This window comes from Streptomyces graminofaciens, assembly GCF_030294945.1.
GTDB classification, from domain to species: Bacteria; Actinomycetota; Actinomycetes; order Streptomycetales; family Streptomycetaceae; genus Streptomyces; species Streptomyces graminofaciens.
In genome coordinates this window covers 10,390,942-10,406,227 of sequence record NZ_AP018448.1, presented here as the reverse complement: position 1 = coordinate 10,406,227, position 15,286 = coordinate 10,390,942, and the positions used below count along the sequence as shown (strand labels likewise).

16 protein-coding genes are annotated in these 15,286 nt (G+C 70.2%); 5 read left to right on the top strand and 11 right to left on the bottom strand.

Going from position 1 to position 15,286, the window contains the following annotated elements; genetic code table 11:
* Positions 1-53: 53 nt before the first annotated feature.
* Positions 54-494, bottom strand: a complete 441-nt coding sequence (locus SGFS_RS45860; protein ID WP_033532524.1) for an Lrp/AsnC family transcriptional regulator — start codon at positions 492-494, stop codon at positions 54-56.
* A gap of 267 nt (positions 495-761) precedes the next feature.
* Here SGFS_RS45860 and SGFS_RS45855 point away from each other — a divergent pair, with 267 nt between their 5' ends.
* Entirely contained in the window at positions 762-1,187 is a 426-nt protein-coding gene (locus tag SGFS_RS45855) for a hypothetical protein (RefSeq protein WP_286258503.1), read from the top strand.
* Positions 1,188-1,571: 384 nt separating this feature from the next.
* On the top strand, positions 1,572-1,802 hold the full coding sequence (locus SGFS_RS45850; RefSeq protein ID WP_286258502.1) for a hypothetical protein: 231 nt from the start codon (positions 1,572-1,574) through the stop codon (positions 1,800-1,802).
* Here SGFS_RS45850 and SGFS_RS45845 read toward each other — a convergent pair.
* A complete protein-coding gene (locus tag SGFS_RS45845) occupies positions 1,753-2,937 on the bottom strand; it encodes an acyl-CoA dehydrogenase family protein (RefSeq protein ID WP_286258501.1) in 1,185 nt (394 codons plus the stop codon). The two genes, SGFS_RS45850 and SGFS_RS45845, sit on opposite strands and share 50 nt — an antisense overlap.
* 354 nt (positions 2,938-3,291) lie before the next feature.
* On the opposite strand from SGFS_RS45845, the gene SGFS_RS45840 reads away from it, so the two are divergent.
* A complete protein-coding gene (locus SGFS_RS45840; RefSeq protein WP_286258500.1) occupies positions 3,292-4,539 on the top strand; it encodes a glycoside hydrolase family 18 protein in 1,248 nt (415 codons plus the stop codon).
* A 68-nt stretch (positions 4,540-4,607) separates the two neighbouring features.
* Here the strand turns inward: SGFS_RS45840 and SGFS_RS45835 are convergent, their stop codons facing one another.
* The 3 genes from SGFS_RS45835 to SGFS_RS45825 form a co-directional block, all read right to left on the bottom strand.
* On the bottom strand, positions 4,608-5,267 hold the full coding sequence (locus tag SGFS_RS45835; RefSeq protein ID WP_286258499.1) for a TetR/AcrR family transcriptional regulator: 660 nt from the start codon (positions 5,265-5,267) through the stop codon (positions 4,608-4,610).
* 113 nt (positions 5,268-5,380) lie between these two features.
* A complete protein-coding gene (locus SGFS_RS45830) occupies positions 5,381-5,527 on the bottom strand; it encodes an SCO1431 family membrane protein (RefSeq protein WP_286258498.1) in 147 nt (48 codons plus the stop codon).
* Positions 5,528-5,621: 94 nt separating this feature from the next.
* Positions 5,622-7,040: a peptidase C39 family protein gene (locus tag SGFS_RS45825; protein ID WP_286260384.1), complete on the bottom strand. Its 1,419-nt coding sequence runs from the start codon at positions 7,038-7,040 to the stop codon at positions 5,622-5,624.
* Positions 7,041-7,216: 176 nt separating this feature from the next.
* Between SGFS_RS45825 and SGFS_RS45820 the strand changes: the two genes are divergently transcribed.
* A complete protein-coding gene (locus SGFS_RS45820) occupies positions 7,217-7,825 on the top strand; it encodes a uridine kinase family protein (RefSeq protein WP_286258497.1) in 609 nt (202 codons plus the stop codon).
* Positions 7,826-8,302: 477 nt separating this feature from the next.
* On the top strand, positions 8,303-10,177 hold the full coding sequence (locus SGFS_RS45815) for an AAA family ATPase (RefSeq protein ID WP_286258495.1): 1,875 nt from the start codon (positions 8,303-8,305) through the stop codon (positions 10,175-10,177).
* 188 nt (positions 10,178-10,365) lie between these two features.
* On the opposite strand, the gene SGFS_RS45810 is transcribed toward SGFS_RS45815, so the two are convergent.
* The 6 genes from SGFS_RS45810 to ribH all read right to left on the bottom strand — a co-directional run bounded on the left by SGFS_RS45810 (position 10,366) and on the right by ribH (position 15,236).
* On the bottom strand, positions 10,366-11,457 hold the full coding sequence (locus SGFS_RS45810) for a hemolysin family protein (RefSeq protein WP_286258493.1): 1,092 nt from the start codon (positions 11,455-11,457) through the stop codon (positions 10,366-10,368).
* Entirely contained in the window at positions 11,454-12,794 is a 1,341-nt protein-coding gene (locus SGFS_RS45805; protein WP_286258491.1) for a hemolysin family protein, read from the bottom strand. Before SGFS_RS45805 ends, SGFS_RS45810 begins: the two co-directional genes overlap by 4 nt.
* A gap of 268 nt (positions 12,795-13,062) precedes the next feature.
* Positions 13,063-13,518: a PH domain-containing protein gene (locus SGFS_RS45800; RefSeq protein WP_286258489.1), complete on the bottom strand. Its 456-nt coding sequence runs from the start codon at positions 13,516-13,518 to the stop codon at positions 13,063-13,065.
* A gap of 20 nt (positions 13,519-13,538) precedes the next feature.
* Positions 13,539-14,396 carry an ATP phosphoribosyltransferase gene (gene hisG / locus SGFS_RS45795; RefSeq protein ID WP_286258487.1) on the bottom strand — a complete coding sequence of 286 codons (858 nt, stop codon included), beginning with the start codon at positions 14,394-14,396 and terminating at the stop codon, positions 13,539-13,541.
* A gap of 47 nt (positions 14,397-14,443) precedes the next feature.
* A complete protein-coding gene (locus SGFS_RS45790) occupies positions 14,444-14,716 on the bottom strand; it encodes a phosphoribosyl-ATP diphosphatase (protein WP_031486114.1) in 273 nt (90 codons plus the stop codon).
* Positions 14,717-14,750: 34 nt separating this feature from the next.
* Positions 14,751-15,236 carry a 6,7-dimethyl-8-ribityllumazine synthase gene (gene ribH / locus SGFS_RS45785; protein ID WP_286258486.1) on the bottom strand — a complete coding sequence of 162 codons (486 nt, stop codon included), beginning with the start codon at positions 15,234-15,236 and terminating at the stop codon, positions 14,751-14,753.
* Positions 15,237-15,286 lie beyond the last annotated feature (50 nt).

Sequence of the window (15,286 nt, the reverse complement as noted above, 5' to 3'; positions counted from 1 at the left end):
GCTGCACCTGGGCCACGCTTTCAAGGCACCCGGCGCAGCCGACCGTGCAGCGGTCAGATCCTCGGCGGCCTGGCCTCGTACGGCGTCGACAGCACCACCGTGGTTCGCGTCGAGACCCCCGCGAGGGACCGCAGCCGCGCCAGTAGCTCCTCCAGCTCGTGCGGTGTCGCCACGCGGACCTTGAGGATGTAGTTCTCGTCGCCGGCGACGCTGTGGCAGGCCTCGATCTCCGGGACGCCGGCGAGGCGTTCGGCGATGTCGTCGGGGGCGCTGGGGTCGAAGGGTTTCACCGAGATGAACGCCGTCATCGGCAGCCCGACGGCCTCCGGGTCGACGACCGCCGCATAGCCCCGGATGACGCCGCGCTGCTCCAGTCGGCGCACACGCTGATGCACTGCCGATGTGGACAGGCCCGTGGCCTTGCCCAGGTCGGTGTAACTCATCCGCCCGTCCGCGACGAGCAGCTGCACGATCTGTCGGTCCAGCTCCTCCATGACGCAAGAACCTACAGGCAGCGTGATCTCCACGGATACTCAGTGGCGCAGGTCATGGCCGGTTCGTGATGTGGCTGAGAGGCCGCTGTGCGCCGCCCGGGTGGTATGCCCCCCGCAGCGGGCATCTGCGAGCGGCATGTGACGAAGACCACATCACCCGAACAGGCTTCGTGATGCCCTCGTGATTACCGCCGAGACCGGGCGGGAAGTGCTTGCTGTGGTCGAGGCCGCAGTGCCTTCACGGCCCAGCCCGAGGGGGAGAATCCCATGCAGAGTCTTAAGCGCCCTGGTCGTACCGCGCCCAAGCGCCTCCAGCCGGTCATCGAGCCCGAGCCGGAGAGTGTCGAACCGGACGACGAGTTCGACGCGTACGACACCTTCGAGTTGTTCCGGGTCATCTGCCCGGACTGCGCGCAGCCAATCGCCCTGCTGTCCGACGAGGACGACCTGCCCGAGCACGCGCAGGTGGTGTCGCCGTGGAACCCGTTCGGGCTCACGGTCTGTGCCGGTACGGGCCGTCCGGCCTCCGAGGCCCGGTCCGCGGACGAGGACGTCGAGCCTGAGGAGCAGGACACCGCCGTCGTGTTGACGCTTCCGCAGGGCCTCGACTGGCGGACACAGCCGTTCTCGCACGTCGGCGGCCCGGGCTCGCGCCCGATGCGCGTACCGGTGATGCGGCGTCAGGCCGCCTGACTCCAGGGCCTGCACCAGGGCCGCGGCTTCCGCGGCCGATCGGCTCCGGAACATCCGCTCCACACGCTTCGCGTACTCCACGCAGCAGTCACTCCCGCGCCCTGGCGTGCAGACCGCCACGGCGCGGGATCAGTGCGTCCCGATCCGGCGTAGGCTCCCGCACGGCCGACACGCCTGCGGCCCCCGTTGCCCCGTTCGGGACCGGCGCGAACTCAGGCGCGATTCACGCAAGCGGTGACCGCCGTGACCGTGGCGCGTTTGCCCGGTATGACCCCTACTTACTCGGTAACCGGGCGTCGACGCCACCTCATCGTCTCCGGCCCGGCAGAATCGGTTCCGCAGGGGCCGGTCCAGTCGCAGGACCCGCCGATCTACCGTGCCCTGATGCGGACTTGGGCCGACCGGGGCCGCACCCTGCCGGGGCGCCACGACCCGGAGTGGGTCCGGCTGGTGGCGCCCCCGGGCGGTCTCGACCAGTTCGGCACCGCCTTCGTTCCGTTCGCGGCGCGCGGCCCCTTCGGTACGAGTGACCGATACACCACGAACGGCACCTACGGCAGCTCCTTCAGCGGCTGGTTCCGCGTGACTCGGGACCAGCGAGGTGACGGGCGATGACCATCCGCTGAATCTGGTTGGTGCCCTCGACGATCTGCAGCACCTTGGCCTCACGCATGTACCGCTCGGCGGGGAAGTCCGCGGTGTAGCCGTATCCGCCGAGGACCTGGACGGCGTCCGTGGTGACCTTCATCGCGGCATCGGTGCACAGCAGCTTCGCCATGGCCGCCTGCTTGGAGAAGGGCCGGCCCGCGTCGCGCAGCCGGGCGGCGGCCAGATACAGCGCCCGGCCCGCCTCGATCTGCGTCGCCATGTCCGCGAGCATGAAGCGCAGCCCCTGGAAGTCGGAGATGGGCCGCCCGAACTGCTGCCGTCCGGTGGCGTACGCGACCGCCTCGTCCAGGGCCGCCTGGGCCACGCCGATCGCACAGGCCGCGATGCCGAGCCGCCCGGAGTCGAGCGCGGAGAGGGCGATCGCGAAGCCCTGGCCCTCGTCTCCTATGCGCCGGGCGTCCGAGACGCGCACCCCGTCGAAATGGAGCTGCGCGGTGGGCGAGCCCTTCATGCCCATCTTCTTCTCGGGCGCCGCGGCGCTCAGCCCCTCGGCGTCACCGGGAACCAGGAAGGCCGTGATGCCCCGGGAGCCCTCGCCGCCCGTACGGGCCATGACCGTGTAGAAGTCGGCGATGCCGCCGTGGGTGATCCAGGCCTTGGTGCCGGTGATCACCCAGTCGTCGCCCTCCCGCACCGCCTTCGTACGCAGCGACGCGGCGTCCGAACCGGACGAGGGCTCGGAGAGGCAGTACGCGCCGAGCAGGCCGCCGCCGAGCATCGCGGGCAGACGCTCGGCCTGCTGTTCCTTGGTGCCGTAGTTGGCGAGCGCGTGGCAGGCGAGGGTGTGGACGCTGACACCCAGGCCGACGGTCAGCCGGGCGGTCGCCAGCTCCTCCAGGACCTGGAGATAGACCTCGTACGGCTGGTCGCCGCCGCCATGCTCCGAGTCGTACGGCAGGGCGAGCAGCCCCGACTCCGAGAGCAGGCCGAAGAGTTCGCGCGGGAAGCGGCCGGCGTCCTCCTCCTCGGCCGCCCGGGGAGCGACCTCCCGCTGGGCGATCTCACGGACGAGCGAGATCAGATCCCGGGCCTCCTCCGTGGGCAGTTGACGGTCCACCGGCTGCGCTGCGCGGTCGGCCATGGCGACGCTCTCCTCCCTGTCGGGCACTGCGGCGGACGCGCACAGGGGTTGGAGCGGCGCCACCGAGACTTACGTGCCACAGACGAGAATGCGCCTCCCGGGTCACGGAAGCCGCTGATCAGAGGCTGTGGCGCTTGGAGTATGCCCGATCCGGAGCAGCGAGTCACCAGTTAACGACCGTTCATTACGACACATTCGGCGGCGCGCGCCGACCCACCCGAATTGGTCCGAACCATTGACCCGAATGGTCTAGTCCACTACGGTCTCCCCCAACGCGCTACCGCGTTCATGCCAATCGGCACAGCAGGTCCAGGCACCACCCCTCTCGCCACGCTCCCCTCCCCCGGAGTCACGATGCTCAGACCACGCCCTTCCCGTGTCCGCGTCCGGACACTGATCTCCGCCGCGTCCTGCGCCGCCCTCGGCGCCGGGCTCCTCGCCGGAGCGGGCACCGCGACGGCCTCGCCCGCACAGCCCGGCACCACGACCCACGCGCCCGGCGCGCCCGGCTCCAAGGTTGTCGGCTACTTCATCGACTGGGGCATCTACGGCCGCCAGTACTACGTGAAGAACATCGAGACGTCCGGCTCGGCGGACCGCCTCACCCACATCAACTACGCCTTCGGCAACGTCGTCGACGGCAAGTGCGCGCTCGGCGACTCCTGGGCGGACACCGACAAGCCGTTCAGCGCCGAGGAGTCCGTCGACGGCGTCGCCGACACCGCGGACCAGCCACTGAGCGGCAGCTTCAACCAGCTGCGCAAGCTGAAGAAACTGCACCCGAACCTCAAGATCATCTGGTCGTTCGGCGGCTGGAGCTGGTCCGGTGGATTCGGTGAGGCCGCGAAGGACCCGGAGGCCTTCGCGAAGTCCTGCCACGACCTCGTCGAGAACCCCAAGTGGGCGGACGTCTTCGACGGCATCGACATCGACTGGGAGTACCCGAACGCCTGCGGGCTCACCTGCGACACCAGCGGCAGGGACGCATTCAAGGACGTGATGGCGGCGCTGCGCGGCCAGTTCGGCAGAAAGTCGCTGGTCACCGCGGCCATCACGGCCGACGCGTCGAGCGGCGGCAAGATCGACGCGGCGAACTACGCGGGCGCCGCCAAGTTCGTCGACTGGTACAACCCGATGACGTACGACTACTTCGGCGCCTGGGACTCGACCACGGCCCCGCACTCGCCGCTGACCCCGTACCCCGGCATCGCCAACCCGGCGTTCAACACCGCCGCCACCATCGCGAAGCTGCGGAGCCTCGGCATACCGTCCTCGAAACTGCTGCTCGGCCTCGGCTTCTACGGCCGCGGCTGGACCGGTGTCACGCAGTCGGCGCCCGGCGGCACGGCGACCGGCCCGGCGGCGGGGACGTACGAGGCGGGCTACGAGGACTACAAGGTGCTCAAGACCACGTGCCCGGCCAACGGGACGGTCGGCGGCACCGCGTACGCCAAGTGCGGTGACGACTGGTGGAGTTACGACACCCCGCGGACCATCAAGGGGAAGATGGCCTACAAGAACGCGATGGGCCTGGGCGGCACCTTCTTCTGGGAGCTGAGCGGCGACACCGCGAACGGTGAGCTGATCAAGGCGATCAAGTAGCCACGGGGGAAAGACACTTGGGGTGGGGGTCGGTCGGCGGACCCTCACCCCGGGTCCACCTCGGGCGCTCAGCCGTCCCGGCGAGCGGGCTCAGGCGCGAAGTAGGCCGGTTCGATCTCCTCGATGGCCCGCATCGTGCCGCCCAGCGTCTTCACCAGCAGCTCGCGCATGGTCTCGCGCGACAGCTCCGGGCGGTCGATCCAGTCGAGGGTGGCACCCTCGACGCTGCACACCCAGCCGAACAGGCCCATGCGGACCACCGGCGCTATGTCGCTGCGGCCGTAAGCGCCTTCGGCGATGGTGGCGACGATCGCCGCGCGCACCCCGTCCCGGATGGCGTGCACCTGGGTGTCGAAGCCGACCCCGCCGCTCACGATGGTGCGGTACGCCGCCTGGTTGTCCTCGGCGTAGCGCAGATAGCAGTCGATGGTGCGGTGCACCCGCTGCATCGGCGGCAGTTGCAGGCCGCTCGCGGCGAACGTGATCAGGTCGGCGACCGAGTCCTCGACGATCGCGAGGTAGTAGCCACGCTTGGACTTGAAGTAGTAGTAGATCAGGCCCTTGGCCACATGCGCCTGGCGCGCGATGTCGTCCATGGACAGCGCGTCGTACGACGTGTCGGCGAACAACTTCCGCCCGATGGAGATGAGTTCGGCGCGGCGTGCCAGCGACCGGTCGGTACCACGCGCCCGCGGCGGCTCGACCGCACGCTGTTGACTACTATTCAATTTCGGTCCTGGTCTCCGACTGCCCAGCGGGACAACCGCAGTATGGCAGACCTGCACCACCAGCTTGTTCGACTCCAGATCGACAGAATCGGACAGCTTCGGACACGTTCGGATCAGAGCAGACCGAGTTGGGTGACCAACATCGCGAGAACCACGACCAGGATCCAGCCCATGAGGTGCTCGACGGTCTTCGGGCCGTCGTCCTCGGGGCCCCCGGTGCGGGGACGGACGCGGGCGGCGGTGGCTGAGGTGGCGGTCATGGCATCTCGCTGAGTGGTGTGGTCGTGCTGCGGACTCCCCCCGCGATTCCGTCCACCTTGCCACCGGATGGACCGTTTCCGATCGAGAGCTTGGTCACACACGCACGCCGGACGCCGTCCCGGGGACGGGCTCACGCAGCCCCACCGCCGCCAGCGCCGCGCGCTGCCTGACCGTCGGCCGTGCCGGGAAGTAGAGGTAGCAGACGCCGCCCGCGCCGGAGACGACCTTGGCGGAGGCGTTGTACCGCTTGGTGCGCAGCCAGATGTTCTCCCACTCGCGCCGGTCGTAGACCCGCCGCACGGCCTCGTTGCTCGGCGAGTTCGGGTCGTTCGCGATCACGTCGCCGTCGGCGGTGAAACCGATCACGGTCATCAGATGGCCCGCCGTGCCGTACCCCGCCCCCGTCAACTCGGTGGCGAGGAAGGACTGGGAGGTGATGACCGGGATGCCGGCCTCGATCAGCGTCTCCAGGTCGATGAGCGAACCCAGCCGGGTCACCACACCCTGGAGGTCGCGATAGGTGGCGGCGTACGCGGCGTTGAAGGGCCAGTTGCCGCAGCCGGCGTACTGGTGGTCGTAGGTGAACCGGGCCGCGTGGCACACCTGTGGGTCCGCGTACTCGGGGTTCACCCAGGCCAGGTCCTTGGCGATGGGCCGCCGCCCCCAGTACTCGATGATCATCTGAGAGGAGGTGGGGCTGCACCAGGCCTCGCCTCCGTTGTCGTACTCCGGGTACTGGCCCTTGTGGATCTCCTGCGAGTAGCGCGGAACGTCGAGTTCGCCGGCGTACCCGGGCGTCGAGGCCGGGACGGTGAAGCGGTCGGGGACGTCGGAGCCCATCGCGCCGAGCCGCCACACCGTGGGCGTGAGCCGCGTGCCCGGCGTGCGGTAGAGGGTCAGGCGGAGCCGGTACGAGGTGAGCCGCAGGCCGGAGGCCGGGGCGTCGACGGCGAGGGTGTCGGTGCCCACGCTGCTCCTGCCGTCGCTCTGGCCGTCGACCGAGGTCCGCCGGATGTCCCGGTCACCGGCGGCCCACCGGCCCAGGACGTACCACGGGGTGTCCGTGCCGTCGGAGTACGTGCCCTTCACCTCGACCTGGAGCCAGGTACCGGCCGGGGTGCGCGCGTTCCAGGAGGCGATGACCTCGGTGGCGGGCACGGCGAGCCGGTGCACGGGGGAGGTCCAGGTCGCGTACTCCCAGGTCGCGGTCCGCCCGGTGTGCGGATCGGTGTACGCGCTGGTCCCGGCCGGGGCGTCGATCACGACCCCCGGCCGCTCCCCCGCCACCACGTGGGTGCCCTGCCCATCGCCGCCACGCCAGTCGGCGTAAGAGGTCCAGGCGCGGTTGTCCACGAAGTCCTGAGCCGCCTTCGCGGGGGCCTCCGGGGCTGCGGCAGCCGCCGGGCCCGTGGCCGCAGACCCGGTGGCCACGAAGCCCACGGTCGCCACGGCGGCTGCCAGGAGTGTTCTGCGGGACGGCTCCGGCTCTGTCCTGGGGGACGACTCCGGCACGGTTCCGGGCGACGGCTCCGATGCTCTCGCCTCTGACGCGCTCGTCATGTGCGGATGACCCCCAAGATCCGGAAGGCTCGGTTCGAAACGCGGCTGTTCGCCCACTATGGACGGCCTGGGCGGCCTTCTGCCAGCACCTCGCCCCGCGCCACGCCAGCCAAGTGTTCAATCCCCGTATGCACGCCACTCCCACCGCCCCGGAACCGTCCGTCCACGACCTCGCCGCCCGGTTGCGCACCCTGCCGCCCTCCTGCGGGCCGGTCCGGCTGATCGGCGTCGACGGCCACGCGGGCTCCGGAAAGTCCACCTTCGCCGGGCTGCTGGCCACGGCTCTGGGGGACTCCCCGGTGCTGCACCTCGACGACATCGCCACGCACGAGGAGCTGTTCGCCTGGACGGACCGGCTGCTGAGCCAGGTGATCGAACCGCTGAGCCGCGGGGAGACGGCCCACTACCCGCCCTACGACTGGCGTGCGCGCGCCTTCGGCCCGGCCCGTGCCCTGCCACCCGCGCCCGTGGTGCTCGTCGAGGGGGTCGGCGTGGGCCGTCGCGCGCTGCGGCCGTATCTGGCGCGGCTGCTGTGGATGGAGTTGCCGCACGAGGAGGCCTGGGCGCGCGGGCAGTCACGGGACGGGGCGGAACAGAGTGACTTCTGGGTCGGCTGGGTCCGGGAAGAGCGCAAACACTTCGCCGAAGACCCTTCCCGACCGTTCGCCGATCTTCTGGTACGCCGGGGACGCGAGGGATACGAGGTGCTCCCGGGACCTGCTGAAACCGACGAATAAGGGCCACCCGTCACGCACGGTGACGAACCATCGGCAATGTGCTGAACACGTGAAGAGCGCCGGGAGGGAACTTCCTGGACTGCTTCAACTCGGCTTGACCGACCGGCCGTACAGGACTTACGTTCTCAATGTGCGGCTATTCGAGCCGCCCCCTGTACGCGAAGCCCCCGGTTGTTCCCCCGTGATCGGGGGCTTCGTTCTGCCCCCTCCCCGTTTTTCGGACGCCCTGGGACACGATTCCTTCACCCTCGGTCACCGTGCGCAGTGCGCCCCATCTGCCCCCACCTCGCAAGACGAGCCCTGCGGCACCCTTCGAAGGGCGAGCGACCCGCAGGTACGATGCCGAAGGTGCGACTTCGGACGGCTTCAGCAACGCACCGGCGCAACTCCCGTCCGCGGCACAGCGGTTCGACGAAGGCTGCCGACGGGCACCGGCCCGTACGGTTACCAACGGGGGCACGGTTTGTGGGGGACGTGATGGACTTCGGCTCGCGGGGCCCCGAGGCCCCGGCCGACCTCGCCTGGCTGCGAGGCGTGGACGCCTACACGATGGGCGCCTATCCGCAGGCGGAGGAAGAGTTCCGCGCGGCGGTGCGCATGGATCCCGGGATGGCCGACGGCTGGCTCGGGCTGCACGCGCTGCGGGCGGACACGACAACCGCGCTGCTACGGATGTTCCGGCACCGGGAGCGCTTCGGGGAGCAGCGCACCCGCCACGGGCGCACCCTCAACTCCTGGTACTGGCTGGGCTGGTGGGTGCAGCCGGTCCTGGAGAGCCCGCGCGATCTGCTCCTCGCGCACGCCTCGCACTGGCTGGACGGACGCCATGTACCTGAGCTGGACCGGGCGCTCGCGGGGCTGCCGCCGGTCGACACGGATCATCAGGTGCGCTTTCTGCACGCCTGCCGTGCCTACCTCGTCAAGGACTGGGAGCAGCTGGTCCGGCACACCGATCCGCTGATCGACGATCCGATGCTGGGCATCGAGGCGGGCCTGTTCGGCGGTATGGCCCGGGTCCGCCTGGAGACGTTCGGCCAGGCCGGGCCCCTGCTCTCCGCCGCGCTGATGCGCTGTCGCAGCGAACAGCCGCAGCGCAAGGAACTGCGGTACTGGCTGGCCCGGGCCCACGAGGGCACGGGACGCAGCGCCGCGGCCCTTCCTCTCTACCGGGCCGTGCACCGGGTGGACCCCGCCTTCATGGACACCTCGGCGCGGCTCGCCGCGATCGCCGAGGGAGACGGGTACGACGACGCGGTCGACCTCGCGGCTATCGCGCTCGGCGGGGCCGGGCAGGACATGTTCGACGGGCCCGACGGCCTTGACCCGCTCTTCGGCACGGAGGGGCGGGACGTGAAGCTCTCCGGCCCCGATCCCGACCTCCCGCCACCGGGCGGTCTGCCGCCCGAGGTCGGCGACACGGTCGTACGGGAGAAGTCCGTGGTGCCCGTGCAGCCGCTGCCGGCCGGGCCGACCGATCCGGATCTGCTGGAGGAGGCGCTCGCGGAGCTGGAGCGGATGGTCGGGCTGGAGCCGGTGAAACGGCAGGTCAAGGCGCTTTCGGCACAGCTGAACATGGCTCGGCTGCGGGCGGGCCAGGGACTTCCGGTCCAACCTCCCAAGCGGCACTTCGTCTTCTCCGGGCCCTCGGGGACGGGCAAGACGACCGTGGCGCGCATCCTCGGGCGGGTCTTCTACGCGCTGGGGCTGCTGGGCGGCGACCACCTGGTGGAGGCCCAGCGGGCCGACCTCGTGGGCGAGTACCTCGGCCAGACCGCCGTGAAGGCCAACGAGTTGATCGACTCGGCGATCGGCGGCGTGCTGTTCGTGGACGAGGCGTACTCGCTGTCGAACTCCGGATACGGCAAGGGGGACGCGTACGGTGACGAGGCCCTGCAGGTGCTGCTGAAGCGGGCCGAGGACAACCGGGACCATCTGGTGGTGATACTCGCCGGGTATCCGGAGGGGATGGACCGCCTGCTGGCCGCGAATCCCGGGCTTTCGTCGCGCTTCACGACGCGGGTGGACTTTCCGTCGTACCGGCCTCTTGAACTCACCTCCATCGGCGAGGTGCTCGCCGCGGAGAACGGGGACGTGTGGGACGAGGAGTCGTTGGACGAGCTGCGCTCGATCGCCGGGCATGTCGTCGATCAGGGGTGGATCGACGAGCTCGGGAACGGGCGGTTTCTGCGGACGCTGTACGAGAAGAGCTGTGCGTACCGGGATCTGCGGCTGTCGGGGTATCCGAGCATTCCCACTCGGGACGACCTGTCGACGCTCCGCCTGCCGGATCTGATGCAGGCGTATGGGGAGGTGCTGTCCGGGCGGGGGCCGCAGGATCCTTCGGGGATGTGAGGGGCAGGGTGGGCGTGGGGGTTTCTCGCCCCCGCTGCCCCTGCCCGCCCCATCACCAGGGGCAGTCCCATCCCCAGGACCGGCACCGCCCCTTCGACCCCGCTCACGCCGGAGACTCGGGGCTCCGCCCCGGACCCCGTTCGCACGGTTTCCCGCGCCCCTTCCAGATTTCAGGGGCGCGGGGAACGTCAGCCCGTCAGGACCCCCTCCGGTGTCCCGCTCGCCCTCGGTTCCGTCACCCGGGCCGGAGGCCGCGGGTCGCGGTGTGCCGGGTCGCGGACCTCGCCGACCAGGAGTTCGAGGACGTCCTCCAGGGCGACCAGGCCGAGGACCTTGCCGGAGGCGTCGGCCACCTGGGCGAGGTGCGTGGCGGCACGGCGCATGACCGTGAGCGCGTCGTCCAGGGGAAGCTCGGAGCGGAGGGTCGTCATGGGGCGCCAGACCTGCTGGGGGACGGCCCGTTCCGAATCCTCCAGGTCCAGGACGTCCTTGACGTGGAGGTAGCGGCCCATGAAGGCGCCGGTCTCCGCGACCACGGGGAAACGGGAGTAACCCGTGCGGGCCGTCAGCGCCACGACCTGGGCCGCGGTCACCGAGGGCCCCACGGTCACCAGGGAGTCGCGCTTCAGCAGGACGTCCGTGACCGGGCGGGAGCCCAGCTCGAGAGCGTCCTCCAGACGTTCCTGCTCCTCGGGGTCGAGCAGCCCGGCCTGACCGGAGTCCTCGACCAGCCGGCCCAGCTGGACGCTGGTGAAGACGGCCTCCACCTCGTCCTTGGGCTCGACCCGGAAGAGCTTCAGCACCACCCGGGCGCAGGAACCGAGACCGACCGTCACCGGCCTGCAGAGCCGCGCGAAGGCCACCAGCGCCGGGCTCAGCCACAGCGCCGTCTTCTCCGGCGCCGCCATCGCCAGGTTCTTCGGCAGCATCTCGCCGATCACCAGGTGCAGGAAGACGACCACGGCCAGCGCGATCACATACCCGAGCGGGTGGATCATGCCGTGCGGCATATGGATCGCCTCGAACACCGGTTCCAGCAGCTTCGCCACCGTCGGCTCCGCGACCGCGCCGAGCGTCAGCGAGCAGACCGTGATGCCGAACTGGGCCGCCGCCATCATCTGCGGCAGGTTCTCCAGGCCGTAGAGGACCTGGCGGGCCCGTGCGGTGCCCAGTGGCTCGATCTGGCTGCGGCGGACCGAGACCAGCGCGAACTCGGCCCCGACGAAGAAGCCGTTGGCGAGCACCAGAAGCAGGGCGAACAGAAGTTGCAGCAGGCTCATCGGGCCGCCTCCAACGCGGCTGCGGTCTCCGCGACGGGGACGCGGACGAGTCGTACCCGTTCGGCCCGGTAGTGGCCGACCTGTCGTACCGCCAGGCGCCAGCCGGGCAGTTCCGCCTTGTCGCCGGGCGCCGGGATACGGCCGAGCAGATCGGCGACGAGGCCCGCGACCGTCTCGTACGGGCCCTCGGGGACGTCGAGGCCTATGCGCTGGAGCACGTCGACGCGGCAGCTGCCGTCGACGTCCCAGGCGGGGCGGCCGTCCTCGGGCGGGGCCGCGGCGAGTTCGGGCAGGTCGTGCCCGTCGTGCTCGTCACGGACCTCGCCGACCAGTTCCTCGACGATGTCCTCCAGGGTCACGACCCCGGCCGTGCCGCCGTACTCGTCGACGACGACGGCGATGGGCTGCTCGCTGCGCAGCCGGGCCAGCAGCGGCTGCACGGGCAGCGACTCGGGGACGAGCAGCGGGGCCTTGGCGATCCGGCCGACCGGCGTGTGCAGCCGCTCGTGAACCGGGATCGCGAGGGCGTCCTTGAGGTGGGCCATGCCGACGATCTCGTCGATCCGCTCCCGGTAGACGGGGAAGCGGGACAGACCGGTGGCCCGGGTCAGGTTGACCACGTCCTCGGCGGTGGCCGAGGACTGCAGGGCGCTGACCTTCACCCGGGGCGTCATCACGTTCTCCGCCGTGAGGTCGCCGAGGGACAGCGTCCGGACGAAGAGGTCGGCCGTGTCCTGCTCCAGCGCGCCGGCCTGGGCCGAGTGCCGGGCCAGGGAAACCAGCTCGCCGGGGGTGCGGGCGGAGGCCAGCTCGTCGGTGGGCTCGACGCCGAAGGCGCGGACCAGCCGGTTGGCGACCGCGTTGAGCCCGGCGATCACCGGGCGGAAGAGACGGGAGAAGACGTGCTGGGGTCCCGCGACGAAGCGCGCGACCTGCATCGGCTTGGACACCGCCCAGTTCTTGGGGACCAGTTCGCCGATCACCATCTGCACGGCGGACACCAGCAGCATGCCGACGACCACGGCGACACCGGAGACCGCGCCTTCGGGTATGCCGATGGCCGTGAACGGGCCGTGCAGCAGTTCCGCGAGGGCCGGTTCGGCGAGCATGCCGACGACGAGGGAGGTGATGGTGATGCCGAGCTGGGTGCCGGAGAGCTGGAACGACAGCTCCCTGAGCGCGCCCACGACCTTGTGGGCCCGTCGGTCGCCCTCGGCGGCGGCCTTCTCCGCCTCGGGTCGCTCGACCGTCACGAGGCCGAACTCGGCCGCCACGAAGAAGCCGTTGGCGAGAATCAGGAGGAACGCCGCCGCGAGGAGCAGCAGGGGGATGGTCATGCCGCCGCCTCGGTATGTCGGGAGGGGGCGGCGCAGGTACTACAGGACGATCCGTCCATCGCTGGAGGGAATCACTCCTCGGGTAGCAGGGGGCCACTGGAGCACCGGGTGGTACAGCAGCGGCGGAGGCGCAACGAAAACGCCTCCGCCAACAGATTAATCAAGACATGGGCTCGTGCGGCAGGGGCGACTTCCCCGAGTCAGCCCTGATCTTGCTCACGTTTCGCCCCTGATCATGTTCGGGGGGCGCCCCTTGTGCCGCTGGGGGTCAGCTCTGACGCTGCTCCGGCTCGGTGATCGAGCGGGCCTGGACCAGGGCCCGCAGGGCACGTGCGTCCTCGATCGCGCGCTGCTTGGCGATGCCCGGCTGGATGCCGAGCGCGGGCAGGCTGGTCCCGTCGGTGAGGTTCAGGAAGACCCACGGGTCGCCGACGCGCAGGTTCACCTCGACGATCTCCGCCCAGGCCAGCTGGCGCTTCCCGGCGATGTTGACGACGGTGACCCCGGACTCCTCGGCGACCACCTTGGGCCTGGACAGCAGGGCCAGCACCCCGGCGAGCATGGCCGCGGTGAAGACGAAGCTGAGCCGCTCCCCCGGGCCGAGCCTCGGCAGCAGGAGCGCGATCGCCGTGATCACCACGAAGATCGCGGCCCCCGCGGACAGCAGCACGGCCCGGGTACGGCCCGGCCGGAAGGTGATGGGCAGGGCGGGAAGGTCGGACATGGTGTACGGCTCCCTGGGCCTCAGAGGCGGCAGGCGTGGATGGCCGTGGTCAGGATGGCCCGGGCACCGATGTCGTACAGGTCGTCCATGATCCGCTGGGCCTCCTTGGCGGGGACCATGGCGCGGACGGCGACCCAGCCCTCGTTGTGCAGGGGGGAGACGGTGGGGGACTCCAGACCCGGCGTGAGCGCGACGGCCTTCTCCAGCTGCTCGACGCGGCAGTCGTAGTCCATCATCACGTACGTACGGGCCACCAGGACGCCCTGGAGGCGGCGCAGGAACTGCTGGATCTTGGGCTCGGCCTCGTCGGAGGTGTCGGCGCCGGTGCGGCGGATGACGACGGCCTCGGACTTCATGATCGGGTCGCCGAAGACCTCCAGGCCCGCGTTGCGCAGCGAGGTGCCGGTCTCGACCACGTCCGCGATGACCTCGGCGACGCCCAGCTCGATGGCGGTCTCGACGGCGCCGTCGAGGTGGACGACGGAGGCGTCGATGCCGTTGTCGGCGAGGTGCTTCTCCACGATGCCCTCGTAGGACGTGGCGACCGTCATGCCGCCGAGGTCCTCGATGCCCTTGGCCGTGCCCGGCTTGGCGGCGAAGCGGAACGTGGAGCGGGCGAAGCCGAGGGGCAGGATCTCCTCGGCGTTGGCGCCCGAGTCGATCAGCAGGTCGCGGCCGGTGATGCCGATGTCGAGGCGGCCGGAGGAGACGTAGATCGCGATGTCGCGGGGGCGGAGGTAGAAGAACTCGACCTCGTTCTCCGGGTCGACGATCCGCAGCTCCTTGGACTCCCGGCGCTGTTGGTAGCCGGCCTCATGCAGCATCTCCGCCGCAGGGCCTGACAGGGAACCCTTGTTGGGGACGGCGATGCGCAGCATGAGGCGAGCTTCCTTCTCTTCGTTCGGGTCGGGTGTGCGGGTGGGGCTCAGAGGTGGGCGTACACGTCGTCCAGGGAGATGCCGCGGGCGACCATCATCACCTGGACGTGGTAGAGCAGCTGCGAGATCTCCTCGGCGGCCGCTTCCTTGCCCTCGTACTCGGCGGCCATCCAGACCTCGGCGGCCTCTTCGACGACCTTCTTGCCGATGGCATGGACGCCCTTCCCGACGAGTTCGGCGGTGCGGGAAGTGGCGGGATCGCCGTTGGCAGCCTTGTGTTGGAGCTCGGTGAAGAGCTCCTCGAACGTCTTCTTGGACATGGTGACGCCCACCCTACGCGTTATCCGCCCGGCCTCAGCGCCAGGGTTCGGATACTGAGCGGAGGGTGGCCGCCGTCGCCACGGCCGCCGTCACCGCCTCGTGTCCCTTGTCCTCGTTGGAGCCCTCGATGCCCGCGCGGTCCAGGGCCTGTTCCTCGGTGTCGCAGGTCAGTACGCCGAAGCCGATGGGGACTCCGGTGTCGACGGAGACCTGGGTGAGGCCCTGGGTGACGCCTTGGCACACGTACTCGAAGTGGGGTGTGCCGCCGCGGATGACGACACCGAGGGCGATGATCGCATCGTAGCCACGGCCGGCGAGGACCTTGGCGACGACCGGGAGTTCCCAGCTGCCGGGAACCCTGAGCAGGGTCGGCTCGTCGATGCCGAGGTCGTGCAGGGCGCGCAGGGCGCCGTCGACGAGGCCGTCCATCACCTTCTCGTGCCACTGGGCCGCGATGACCGCGACGCGCAGGTCGCCGCAGTTGCGTACGGACAGTTCGGGTGCGCCCTTGCCGCTCAACGTTGCTCCTTGTTTCCTGAATCTCGTACGAGCTGGTCTTGCCGTCTGTC

Bases quoted from the DNA above. Each gene is read 5' to 3' on its own strand.
- SGFS_RS45860 (WP_033532524.1), bottom strand. From the start codon at position 494: ATGGAGGAGCTGGACCGACAGATCGTGCAGCTGCTCGTCGCGGACGGG.
- SGFS_RS45855 (WP_286258503.1), top strand. From the start codon at position 762: ATGCAGAGTCTTAAGCGCCCTGGTCGTACCGCGCCCAAGCGCCTCCAG.
- SGFS_RS45850 (WP_286258502.1), top strand. From the start codon at position 1,572: ATGCGGACTTGGGCCGACCGGGGCCGCACCCTGCCGGGGCGCCACGAC.
- SGFS_RS45845 (WP_286258501.1), bottom strand. From the start codon at position 2,937: ATGGCCGACCGCGCAGCGCAGCCGGTGGACCGTCAACTGCCCACGGAG.
- SGFS_RS45840 (WP_286258500.1), top strand. From the start codon at position 3,292: ATGCTCAGACCACGCCCTTCCCGTGTCCGCGTCCGGACACTGATCTCC.
- SGFS_RS45830 (WP_286258498.1), bottom strand. From the start codon at position 5,527: ATGACCGCCACCTCAGCCACCGCCGCCCGCGTCCGTCCCCGCACCGGG.
- SGFS_RS45820 (WP_286258497.1), top strand. From the start codon at position 7,217: ATGCACGCCACTCCCACCGCCCCGGAACCGTCCGTCCACGACCTCGCC.
- SGFS_RS45815 (WP_286258495.1), top strand. From the start codon at position 8,303: ATGGACTTCGGCTCGCGGGGCCCCGAGGCCCCGGCCGACCTCGCCTGG.
- SGFS_RS45810 (WP_286258493.1), bottom strand. From the start codon at position 11,457: ATGAGCCTGCTGCAACTTCTGTTCGCCCTGCTTCTGGTGCTCGCCAAC.
- SGFS_RS45805 (WP_286258491.1), bottom strand. From the start codon at position 12,794: ATGACCATCCCCCTGCTGCTCCTCGCGGCGGCGTTCCTCCTGATTCTC.
- SGFS_RS45800 (WP_286258489.1), bottom strand. From the start codon at position 13,518: ATGTCCGACCTTCCCGCCCTGCCCATCACCTTCCGGCCGGGCCGTACC.
- hisG (WP_286258487.1), bottom strand. From the start codon at position 14,396: ATGCTGCGCATCGCCGTCCCCAACAAGGGTTCCCTGTCAGGCCCTGCG.
- SGFS_RS45790 (WP_031486114.1), bottom strand. From the start codon at position 14,716: ATGTCCAAGAAGACGTTCGAGGAGCTCTTCACCGAGCTCCAACACAAG.